This window comes from Achromobacter ruhlandii (genome assembly GCF_902859695.1).
Lineage (GTDB): Bacteria > Pseudomonadota > Gammaproteobacteria > Burkholderiales > Burkholderiaceae_B > Achromobacter > Achromobacter ruhlandii.
On sequence record NZ_CADIJL010000012.1, the window covers coordinates 168,566 to 178,892 of the forward strand.

A 10,327-nucleotide genomic window follows, 5' to 3' on the forward strand; every position below is an offset into this window, starting at 1 on the left:
GCCGGCTCAACGCAGCGCCCGCTCGATCGCCTCGCGCGCCTGACCGATAAAGCGGTCTTCGCCCGGCCGGGGCGGCAGCAGGCGGAATTCGACGTCGGGCAAGGACGGCAGCCCCGGCGCCTGCAAGCGGCCGATGCCGGGCGTCAGCGCCGACTCGTTCAGGCAGGCCACGCCCAGCCCCGCCGCGATCGCCAGCTGCAGCCCCGCCACGCCCGAGGCCACGTGCGCCACCGCGTACGGCACCGCGCGCCGCGCCAGCAGCCGCTCGGCGTACTGGCGCAACGCGCAGGTCTCGGGCAGCGCCAGTAGCGGCAGCGGCTCAGGCGGCGCCGACGCGCCCTCGGCCGCCATCCACAGCAATGACTCACGCCGCAGCAACGCCCCCTGCGGCCGCCCTTTCGACGCGCCGCGCTCCTGGATCACCATCGAGATGCCGACATCGACCTCGCCGCGTTCGTAGGCCGCCTCGATCGTGCCGCTCTTCATGATGGTGACGTGCATGCGCACCTGCGGGTACTGCTCGTTCAGACGCCGCAGTAGCCGCGCCACATCGCCCGGTCGGAAGTAGTCGGTGATGCACAGCCGCAGCTCACCACGCAGTGCCACGCCGCGCAGGTCGCGAAAGGCCTCGTCGCTCAGCGCCAGGATGGCGCGCGCATGCGCCAGCAGGCGCTCGCCGGCGGGAGTGGCGATCACACCCGCCTTGCCGCGGATCAGCAGCGGCTGGCCGGCCCGTTCCTCCAGCTTGCGCATCTGCTCGCTGACCGACGACTGCGACAGGAACACCTTGGGCGCGGCCGCCGTGAGGCTGCCCGCTTCCAGCACCGCCACCAGGGTGCGGAGCTGGTCGAGATCGAATCCGGACATGAGCCATCCAACGGTTTATGCGATGGTTGAAATCGTAAATTCCCGCTTTTCCGATGTCAATGCGGTCCCTACACTGGCTCCATTCCCCTCACCAAGGAGCCTGTCATGCCCCACATCGTCGTCCACGTCTCTGGCCAACCCGATGCCAACCGCAACCGCCGCATCGTCGATGCGGTCGCCGGATTGACCCAATCCGTGCTCGGCAAGAAACTGCCGGTCATCGCCATCACGCTGCAGCACATCCCCCACGACCAGTGGTTCATCGGCGCGCGCCCGCTGTCGGAAACGGGCAGGAACGCCTTCCACCTGGACATCAGCGTCACCGACGAGACCAATACCAAGGCCGAGAAGGCGCGCTTCATCCAGGAGATCTACGCGTCCTTCAGCGAGATCCTGGGCGAGCTGCACGAATGCTCCTATGTGCATGTGATCGACGCGCGCGCGGCGGCCTACGGGTATGGCGGAAAGACCCAGGAATACCGGCACCAGCATGCCTGAGCCCGCGTGCCGGCGCACGGGCGGCGGCCGGTGCGCCGCGCGGCCGGCGGCGTGCAGGCCGTCGGCCGCTTGAACAGCGCCGCTGGCAAGCCCGCGTCCCGAACGAAAAAAAGCCGCGCATCCCGAAGGATGTGCGGCTTTTCCGATTGCCAGGCGCGCGGGACAGACGTCCCGCCTCGCCTTACACGGCGGATTCGCGTGCGGCGCGCTTGCGGTCGTTTTCCTGCAGGTGACGCTTGCGCAGGCGGATCGACTTGGGCGTGATTTCGACCAGTTCGTCGTCGTCGATGAATTCCACGGCGTATTCCAGCGACATCTGGATCGGCGGCACCAGGCGCACGGCTTCGTCGGTGCCCGAGGCGCGCACGTTGGTCAGCTGCTTGCCCTTGATGGGGTTCACGACCAGATCGTTGTCGCGGCTGTGGATGCCGATGATCATGCCCTCGTACAGCGCATCGCCCGGGTTCACGAACATGCGGCCGCGATCCTGCAGCTTCCACAGCGCGTAGGCCACGGCGTCGCCGTTGTCCTGGCTGATCAGCACGCCGTTGCGGCGCTCGCCGATCGAGCCTTCCTTGATGGGCGCGTATTCGTGGAAGATGTGGCTCATCAGGCCGGTGCCGCGCGTCAGCGTCAGGAATTCGTTCTGGAAACCGATCAGGCCACGAGCGGGGATCAGGTATTCCAGGCGCGTGCGGCCACGGCCGTCCGGCTGCATGTCCTGCAGATCGCCCTTGCGGCGGCCCAGTTCTTCCATCACGCCGCCCTGGTGGGCGTCTTCGACGTCGATGGTCAGCGATTCGAACGGCTCGCACTTGACGCCGTCGACTTCCTTGAACACCACGCGCGGACGCGACACGGCCAGCTCGTAGCCTTCGCGGCGCATCGTTTCCAGCAGAATCGTCAGGTGCAGTTCACCGCGGCCCGACACTTCGAACACGGTGTCGTCGCCGGTATCGCGCACGCGCAGCGCCACGTTCGACTTCAGTTCGCGGTCCAGGCGGTCGCGCAGCTGGCGGCTGGTGACGAACTTGCCTTCACGGCCGGCCAGCGGCGAGGTGTTGACCATGAAGTTCATGGTCAGCGTCGGCTCGTCGATGCGCAGCATCGGCAGCACGTCCTGCGTCACCGGGTCGGTCACGGTGCAGCCGATGCCCAGGTCTTCGATACCGTTGATCAGCACGATGTCGCCGGCTTCGGCTTCATCCACCACGATGCGCTCCAGGCCGTGGAACTTCAGCACCTGGTTGATGCGGCCGCGGCCGCCCTGGCCCTCGGGACCGAACTTGTAGGCCACTTCCATGCCGGGACGCATGCGGCCGCGGTTGATGCGGCCGACGCCGATCTTGCCGACGTAGCTGTTGTAGTCCAGCGAGATGATCTGCATCTGCAGCGGGCCGTTGGGATCGTCGTCACGCTGCGGCACGTGCTGCAGGATGGCTTCGAACAGGGGGCGCATGTCGCCTTCGCGCACATCCGGGCTCAGGCCGGCGTAGCCGGACAGGCCCGAGGCGTACACCACCGGGAAGTCCAGCTGCTCGTCGGTCGCGCCGAGCTTGTCGAACAGGTCGAACGTGGCGTTGATGACGAAATCGGTGCGGGCGCCCGGACGGTCGACCTTATTGACCACCACGATGGGCTTGAGGCCCAGGGCCAGCGCCTTGCGGGTCACGAAGATGGTCTGCGGCATCGGGCCTTCGACGGCATCGACCAGCAGCAGCACGCCGTCGACCATCGACAGCACGCGCTCGACTTCGCCACCGAAGTCCGCGTGCCCCGGGGTGTCGACGATGTTGATGTGCGTGCCTTCGTATTCAACGGCACAGTTCTTGGCCAGAATCGTGATGCCGCGTTCTTTTTCCAGGTCGTTCGAGTCCATGACCCGTTCGGTCAGCGCCTGGTTTTCGCGGAAGGTGCCGGATTGGCGCAGCAGCTGGTCGACCAGGGTGGTTTTACCGTGGTCCACGTGGGCGATGATGGCGACGTTGCGCAAGGCGCGAGTCATAGCGAGTCCTTTAAGGTGGTGGCGGGCAGCAAGCCCGCCGGCAATTCGTTCAGTGCAAGCAATGCCTGCTTCGGGTCTGGCATCGCCTGCAAGGCATCCAGCGCAACGGCGCGTTCCAGAGAAAATGGCCCGACGTGCGTGCGCCGCAGCGCCGCCAGGTGGGCGTAACAGCCCAGCGCGCGCCCGATGTCCTGGGCCAGCGTCCGGATGTATGTGCCTTTACTGCAAGCCACATCGATCTCTGCCTGCGTCCCGTTCAGGGACAGCAGCTCGATGCGGTAAATCGTAATCTGCCGCGGCGGGCGTTCCAGCTCGATGCCCTGCCGCGCGTATTCGTACAACGGCTTGCCGTCGCGCTTGAGCGCCGAATACATGGGCGGAATCTGCTCGATCGTGCCCGAGAAACGTGACAGCGCATCGCGCAGCGCCTGTTCCTCGACCACGAAGCCGGGCGCGGCGGTAGCCACCACGTTGCCGGTCAGGTCGCCCGAATCGGTTTCCTCGCCAAATTGCAGCGTAGCGCGATAGGCCTTGTCGGCGTCAAGCATCGCGCCGGAAATCTTGGTTGCCCGGCCCATGCAGCACACCAGCAGGCCGGTGGCGAAGGGGTCGAGGGTGCCGGTATGGCCGGCCTTGGCCGCGTCCATGGCACGCTTGGCGCGTTGCAGCGCGTGGTTGCTCGACAAACCTACGGGTTTGTCGAGCAACAGCACACCGTCGAGCGCAAGCCCGCGTCGTTTAGCCATCGTCGGAATCCGGAAATTAAAGCAGTGACGACAGCCCGATCAGGACTGGTCTTCAGGTTCGTCGGGCACGCCCGAGTGCGGGCCGGGCCGGTTTGCGCGGTCGATGAGGATCGACATTTCGATACCACGGGCAATCTGCTCGTCGTGGAAGAAACGCAAAGTGGGGACAGTATGAATGTGCAGCAGCTTGTACAGCTGCGAGTGCAGCCAGCCGGCCTTCTCGTTCAGCAAGGCGGTCGCGGCCTCGGGCTCGGCGCCCAGGACCGTGAAATACACCTTGGCATGCGCGTAGTCGGTCGACAGTTCCACACCGGAGAGCGTGATCAAGCCAGCGCGGGTCGTGTCGATCTCGCGCTGGATGATCCCGGCCAGATCCTTCTGGATCTGGTCGGCCAGTCGCAGATTGCGACCGGGGATGGCTTTGGACTTGTGACGGCTCATTAGAAGCAATGCCTCGCGACGCCTTACAGCGTACGCGCGATTTCCTTGATTTCAAAGACTTCCAGCTGGTCGCCCACCTGGATGTCGTTGTTGCCGCGCAGCGTAAGACCGCAATCGAAGCCCGACTTGACTTCCTTGACGTCGTCCTTGAAGCGGCGCAGCGAATCGAGCTGGCCGGTCCACTGAACCACGTTGTTGCGCAGCAGGCGGACCTGCGAATCGCGACGCACCAGGCCGTCGAGCACCATGCAACCGGCGATGTTGCCGATGCGGGAGATGCTGTAGACCTCGCGGATCTCGACCAGGCCGATGACTTCTTCCTTCTTCTCGGGCGCCAACATGCCCGACATGGCTGCCTTCACTTCGTCCACGGCGTCGTAGATGATGTTGTAGTAGCGCACGTCGATGCCGTTGGTCTCGGCCAGCTTCTTGGCGCTGGCTTCGGCGCGGACGTTGAAGCCGATCACCACGGCGTTCGAGGCGATCGCCAGGTTGATGTCGCTTTCCGAGATGCCGCCCACGGCCGCGTGCACCACTTGCACGCGCACTTCGTCGGTCGACAGCTTGGTCAGCGACTGCACCAGCGCTTCCTGCGAACCCTGGACGTCGGTCTTGACGATCAGCGCCAGGGTCTGGGTGCCTTCGCCCAGGTTGTCGAACATCGATTCCAGCTTGGCGGCCTGTTGGCGGGCCAGCTTGACGTCGCGGAACTTGCCCTGGCGGAACAGCGCGATTTCGCGCGCCTTGCGCTCGTCGGACAGCACCATCAGTTCGTCGCCGGCGGCCGGCACTTCGGTCAGGCCCTGGATTTCCACCGGGATCGACGGACCGGCGGCCTGGATCGGCTTGCCGTTCTCGTCGAGCATGGCGCGCACGCGGCCGAAGCTGGCGCCAGCCAGCACCACGTCGCCACGGTTCAGCGTGCCGCTCTGGACCAGGATGGTCGCGACCGGGCCGCGGCCCTTGTCCAGGCGGGCTTCGATCACCAGGCCCTTGGCGGGCGCGTCGACCGGCGCCTTCAGTTCCAGCAGTTCGGCTTGCAGCAGCACGTTCTCGAGCAGCGCGTCGATGCCCTCGCCGGTCTTGGCCGACACCGGCACGAACGGCACGTCGCCGCCGTATTCTTCCGGCACCACTTCCTCGGCGACCAGTTCCTGCTTGACGCGCTCGGGGTTGGCGCTGGGCTTGTCGATCTTGGTCATGGCCACCACCATCGGCACGCCCGCGGCCTTGGCGTGGTGGATGGCTTCACGCGTCTGCGGCATCACGCCGTCGTCGGCCGCGCAGACCAGGATGACGATGTCGGTGGCCTTGGCGCCGCGGGCACGCATGGCGGTGAACGCCTCGTGGCCCGGGGTATCCAGGAAGGTCACCATGCCGCGCTCGGTTTCCACGTGGTAGGCGCCGATGTGCTGCGTAATGCCGCCGGCTTCGCCCGCGGCGACCTTGGCGCGGCGGATGTAGTCCAGCAGCGAGGTCTTGCCGTGGTCGACGTGGCCCATCACGGTCACGACCGGGGCGCGCGGCAGCTGTTCGGCTTCCGACACGCTGGCGGTTTCGTCCAGGAAGGCTTCCGGGTCGTCGAGCTTGGCGGCGATCGCCACGTGGCCCAGTTCCTCGACCACGATCATCGCGGTTTCCTGGTCCAGCACCTGGTTGATGGTGACCATCTGGCCCAGTTTCATCAATTGCTTGATGACCTCGGCGGCCTTGACGGACATCTTGTGGGCCAGGTCGGCCACGCTGATGGTTTCCGGCACGTGCACTTCACGCGCGATGAACTCCTGCGGCGCGGGCTCGTTGCGGCGGTCGTTCTGCTGGTTGCGGCCACCACGGCCGCCACTCTTGCCACCGCCCTTGCCGCCGGCACGCCAGCCGTCGCGGCTGGCCGGCGCCGCCGGCTTGTCGGCCGGCTTCTTGCGTGAGGCGTCATCCGACCAGGTCGAAGCGACTTCGGCGGTCTTGATGGTCTTCTTGGTGCCGGGCGCGGCGGGCTTGGCATCCTTCTTGGCGCCAGGCGCGGCGGCGCCCTTGCCGGCCGGCTTGTGCAGCGTGCCCGAGATCGGGGCGGCCGCGGCGGCGGGCGCTTCCGGTTCGGGAGCGCGCAGCACCTTGCGCGGACGGTTCAGCATCTCGCGCAGGGCGGCGGCTTCGGCCTCGGCGGCACGGCGGGCCTCGTCGCGGCCAGCGCCGGTGGCGGAGGCGGCGAGCGGCGGGCCGGCGCGGCGATTGTCGGCGCGGTTCCCGACCTTGGCGGCGGGCGCAACGGACTCGACCGGCTTGGCGGCGGATTTCACGGGTTCAGACTTCGCGGCAGGCGGCACCTGGGCGACAACAGGCGCGGCGGCCTGGGCGGACGATGGTTCGGACTTATTGGCTAGCACAACGGGTTCCGGCTTGGCTTCTTCAGCCTTGGGCTCGGTGGATTCAGTCTTGACTTCGGGCTTGGCCTCTTCGGCCACGGGCTCGGCAGGAGCGGGCGCCGGCGTCGGTTCCGGTTCAGGCTGAGCCTGGACTTCGGCGGCGGGAGCCGCAACGGGGGCGGGCACTTCGGCCGCGACGGGTTCAACAGGCGCGGCCGCTTCTACCTGTGCGGGCGCTTCGACAGCAGCGGGCTCTTGCACCGGGGCAGGAGCCGGCGCCTGGACGGGCGTGGCTTCGCGCGGTTCGGCCGGCTTGGCCGCCTCGGGCACGACGGGTGCGGACACCGGCTGTGCTTCCTCGACGGACGATTCTTCCTCAGCGCGGGCGCTGGCGGCCTGCTCCAGGGCGATTTCGGAGGGATCACGCTTGACGAACACGCGCTTCTTGCGGACCTCGACCTGGATGGTGCGCGAGCGGCCGGTGGCATCTGCCTGGCGGATCTCGGAGGTCTGGCGGCGCGTCAGGGTGATCTTCTTGCCTTCGGTCGCGCCGTGGGCGCGACGCAGCGATTCGAGCAATTTCGCCTTGTCGCTGTCGGTGACGGAATCGTCCACCGATTTGAGGTCAACGCCGGCCGAGCGCAGCTGTTCCAGCAGCACATTGGCAGGCATTTTCAGCTCGGTAGCGAACTGGGCGACGGTGTTACTCGACATTAGGCTCTCTCTTCCCTATATGCAGCTATTACAAACAACGTGAACTTGCGGCGGACTTGACGGCCATCCGCCGCAGACCCGTGTCCTTTTGGTTATTCTTCATCGAACCAATGGGCGCGGGCACGCATGATGAGGTCGCTGGCTTCCTGTTCGGTCAGGCCGGCGATTTCCGCCAGCTCGTCCGTCGCCAGTTCGGCCAGATCATCACGCGTATGCACTTGACGCTCGGCCAGCTTGGCGGCCAGTTCGGGCGTCACGCCTTCGAGTTCAAGCAGATCCTGGGCCGTCTCAAGGCGCTCTTCCTGGGCGATGGCCTCGGTCAGCAGCGCATTGCGGGCACGGGCGCGCAACTCGTTGATGGTGTCTTCGTCGAACGCCTCGATCTCCAGCAGTTCCTGCATGGGGACGTAGGCGATTTCCTCGATACCGGTGAAACCTTCGTCGATCAGGATGTCGGCGACTTCCTCATCGACGTCCAGCTTGTTCATGAACGTGGCGCGCAGGCCCGAACGCTCGACTTCCTGGCGGTTCAGGCTTTCTTCCGGCGTCATGATGTTGATCTGCCAGCCGGTCAGCTCGGACGCCAGGCGCACGTTCTGGCCCTTGGCGCCGATCGCCTTGGGCAGGTTTTCCTCGTCGACCACCACGTCCATCGCGTGCTTGTCTTCGTCCACCACGATGGACTCGACGTTGGCCGGCGCCAGGGCGCCGATGACGAACTGCGCGGGATCTTCCGACCACAGCACGATGTCGACCTGCTCGCCGCCCAGCTCGTTGCGCACGGCGGTCACACGCGAACCGCGCATGCCGACGCAGGTGCCGATGGGGTCGATACGCTTATCGTATGCCACCACGGCGATCTTCGCACGCACGCCGGCGTCGCGAGCCGCCGCCTTGATCTCGAGCAGGCCCTGCTCGATCTCGGGCACTTCGTTCTCGAACAGTTGGCGAATGAACTCGGGCGAGGTACGCGACAGGATCACCTGCTGGCCACGGGCGGCGTGGTCGACGCGCAACACGAAAGCGCGCACGCGGTCGGCGACGCGCAGGTTTTCCTTCGGGATCATTTCGGAACGCGGCAGACGCGCTTCGATCTTGCCGGTCTCGATGATGGCGTCGCCCTTGTCCATGCGCTTGATGGTGCCGGACACGATGGTTTCGCCGCGATCCAGGAAGTCGTTCAGCACCTGCTCGCGCTCGGCGTCGCGGATCTTCTGCAGGATCGCCTGCTTGGCGGCCTGTGCGCCGATACGACCGAATTCGATGGGTTCGAGCGGCTCCTCGATGTACTCGCCAACCTGGATGTTGGGCACGATCTCGACCGCGTCCGACAGCATTTCCTGCTTGTCGGGCTCTTGCAGGCCCGCTTCATCGGGCACCACCAGCCAGCGGCGGAAACCTTCGTGGTCACCGGTTTCACGATCGATGGCAACACGAATGTCCGCATCATCCTTGAAGCGCTTTTTCATGGCCGAGGCCAGCGCGCTTTCCAGCGCCCCGAACACGACATCACGCGTGACGTTCTTTTCACGCGCCAAGGCATCGACCAACAGAAGAATTTCGCGACTCATCGCTTTTTGCCCTTGAAATCCAGAACGGGGTCCAGTTTTGCACGCTCGATATCGTCGACCGTGAAATTCAACACCTGGACTTCGTTCTTTTTTGCCTCAAATTCGAGACCGAACACGGTCTTGTGCATCCCAGCCGCGGCGTCGGAAGCCGCGGGCGCGTCTTCGGGCACGGTCAACGTGCCGGAGAAGACCTTGCGTCCGTCCAATGCCTCGCGCAGCTTGATCTCGATGCGTTCGCCAGCGAACCGGCGGAATTCGGCCTCGTTGCGCAGCGGGCGATCAACGCCCGGCGAGCCGACTTCCAGCCGCTTGTAGTCGATGTTCTCGACCTCGTACACCCGCGACAATTGGCGGGACACCTGCTCGCAGTCTTCGATGCGCACACCGCCGACCCGATCGATCGTGACGCGCAAAAGGCCCAGCGCGGCACGTTCGACGTCAACGAGTTCGACGTCCATGCCGGCCAGTGCCTCTTCGGTCAATGCGAATAAATCAGCCATATACTCAAAAAAAATGGGCTGCACGCCCAGCCCACCGTATTGCACAGTGCCCAGCCGCCACCCTACTGCACGTAAGGAGCAATGCTGGGCAGTGCCCTATATTGCGACCTAATTTTCGGCTCGCGCCGCCCTTGCGGCGCACCCGCCAGCTTCGCATTCCGCATTTGCTTGCACACCCGCCGTGCCAACCGCCACAGCCAGGATGCACGCCATCAAACAGGCATTCCGGCGCGCCAGACGGCAAAAGCGGGGCGCGAACCAGGGAACGCGCAACGAACGCGAAGCCATGAAAACCATTGATTTTACCAGATAAACCGGAAAAACGCCTGATTCGTCACGGGCTTACGTTTATGTGGGACGCATCTAGCCGGCGGCGGCGCGCGGACGCCGCCTCGGGGGACGGTTTAACGCCCCCGGGTACCCCGTCCGCCCATCACGCCGAGACGCGATTCATGGGCCGACGCGCCACGCGGTTGCCAGTCATCGCCTCGGGGAGCAGCCCCGCTGCGCGCCGCCCGCGGCTTGCCGCCCGCGCCCGGCCCCTTGTTGCCGCCACCGGCGCGCGGGCCTTCGGCCTTGTTGCCGCCGCGACCGGCGCCCGCGGGTTTGCCGCCGCGGCCGG

Annotated in this window: 8 protein-coding genes and 1 pseudogene; 1 reads left to right on the top strand and 8 read right to left on the bottom strand. The window is 65.9% G+C overall.

From position 1 onward, the window contains the following. Positions 1-6 precede the first annotated feature (6 nt). Positions 7-867 carry a LysR family transcriptional regulator gene (locus HV742_RS16920; protein ID WP_054419932.1) on the bottom strand — a complete coding sequence of 287 codons (861 nt, stop codon included), beginning with the start codon at positions 865-867 and terminating at the stop codon, positions 7-9. 105 nt (positions 868-972) lie between these two features. On the opposite strand from HV742_RS16920, the gene HV742_RS16925 reads away from it, so the two are divergent. Beyond that, complete coding sequence (locus HV742_RS16925) at positions 973-1,365, top strand: tautomerase family protein (protein ID WP_059269622.1); 393 nt, start codon at positions 973-975, stop codon at positions 1,363-1,365. A 181-nt stretch (positions 1,366-1,546) separates the two neighbouring features. Here HV742_RS16925 and typA read toward each other — a convergent pair whose 3' ends face one another. From typA to HV742_RS32115, 7 genes and pseudogenes are all read right to left on the bottom strand, one after another. Continuing rightward, on the bottom strand, positions 1,547-3,370 hold the full coding sequence (gene typA, locus HV742_RS16930) for a translational GTPase TypA (RefSeq protein WP_049072415.1): 1,824 nt from the start codon (positions 3,368-3,370) through the stop codon (positions 1,547-1,549). Continuing rightward, a complete protein-coding gene (gene truB / locus HV742_RS16935; RefSeq protein WP_049072414.1) occupies positions 3,367-4,116 on the bottom strand; it encodes a tRNA pseudouridine(55) synthase TruB in 750 nt (249 codons plus the stop codon). The genes typA and truB overlap by 4 nt, the downstream gene beginning before the upstream one ends. 39 nt (positions 4,117-4,155) lie before the next feature. Next, positions 4,156-4,557, bottom strand: a complete 402-nt coding sequence (gene rbfA, locus HV742_RS16940; protein ID WP_006388333.1) for a 30S ribosome-binding factor RbfA — start codon at positions 4,555-4,557, stop codon at positions 4,156-4,158. A gap of 23 nt (positions 4,558-4,580) precedes the next feature. Then, positions 4,581-7,634 carry a translation initiation factor IF-2 gene (gene infB, locus HV742_RS16945; RefSeq protein ID WP_175145932.1) on the bottom strand — a complete coding sequence of 1,018 codons (3,054 nt, stop codon included), beginning with the start codon at positions 7,632-7,634 and terminating at the stop codon, positions 4,581-4,583. 92 nt (positions 7,635-7,726) lie between these two features. Next, positions 7,727-9,205: a transcription termination factor NusA gene (gene nusA, locus HV742_RS16950; RefSeq protein ID WP_006388330.1), complete on the bottom strand. Its 1,479-nt coding sequence runs from the start codon at positions 9,203-9,205 to the stop codon at positions 7,727-7,729. Beyond that, on the bottom strand, positions 9,202-9,705 hold the full coding sequence (rimP, locus tag HV742_RS16955; RefSeq protein WP_049072412.1) for a ribosome maturation factor RimP: 504 nt from the start codon (positions 9,703-9,705) through the stop codon (positions 9,202-9,204). The genes nusA and rimP overlap by 4 nt, the downstream gene beginning before the upstream one ends. 404 nt (positions 9,706-10,109) lie before the next feature. Next, positions 10,110-10,327 (bottom strand): annotated as a pseudogene (locus HV742_RS32115) (23S rRNA pseudouridylate synthase B); the annotation flags it as partial.

Excerpts from the sequence above, each read along its gene's own strand:
- typA (WP_049072415.1), bottom strand. The coding sequence starts at position 3,370 with ATGACTCGCGCCTTGCGCAACGTCGCCATCATCGCCCACGTGGACCAC.
- HV742_RS16920 (WP_054419932.1), bottom strand. The coding sequence starts at position 867 with ATGTCCGGATTCGATCTCGACCAGCTCCGCACCCTGGTGGCGGTGCTG.
- infB (WP_175145932.1), bottom strand. The coding sequence starts at position 7,634 with ATGTCGAGTAACACCGTCGCCCAGTTCGCTACCGAGCTGAAAATGCCT.
- nusA (WP_006388330.1), bottom strand. The coding sequence starts at position 9,205 with ATGAGTCGCGAAATTCTTCTGTTGGTCGATGCCTTGGCGCGTGAAAAG.
- rimP (WP_049072412.1), bottom strand. The coding sequence starts at position 9,705 with ATGGCTGATTTATTCGCATTGACCGAAGAGGCACTGGCCGGCATGGAC.
- truB (WP_049072414.1), bottom strand. The coding sequence starts at position 4,116 with ATGGCTAAACGACGCGGGCTTGCGCTCGACGGTGTGCTGTTGCTCGAC.
- rbfA (WP_006388333.1), bottom strand. The coding sequence starts at position 4,557 with ATGAGCCGTCACAAGTCCAAAGCCATCCCCGGTCGCAATCTGCGACTG.
- HV742_RS16925 (WP_059269622.1), top strand. The coding sequence starts at position 973 with ATGCCCCACATCGTCGTCCACGTCTCTGGCCAACCCGATGCCAACCGC.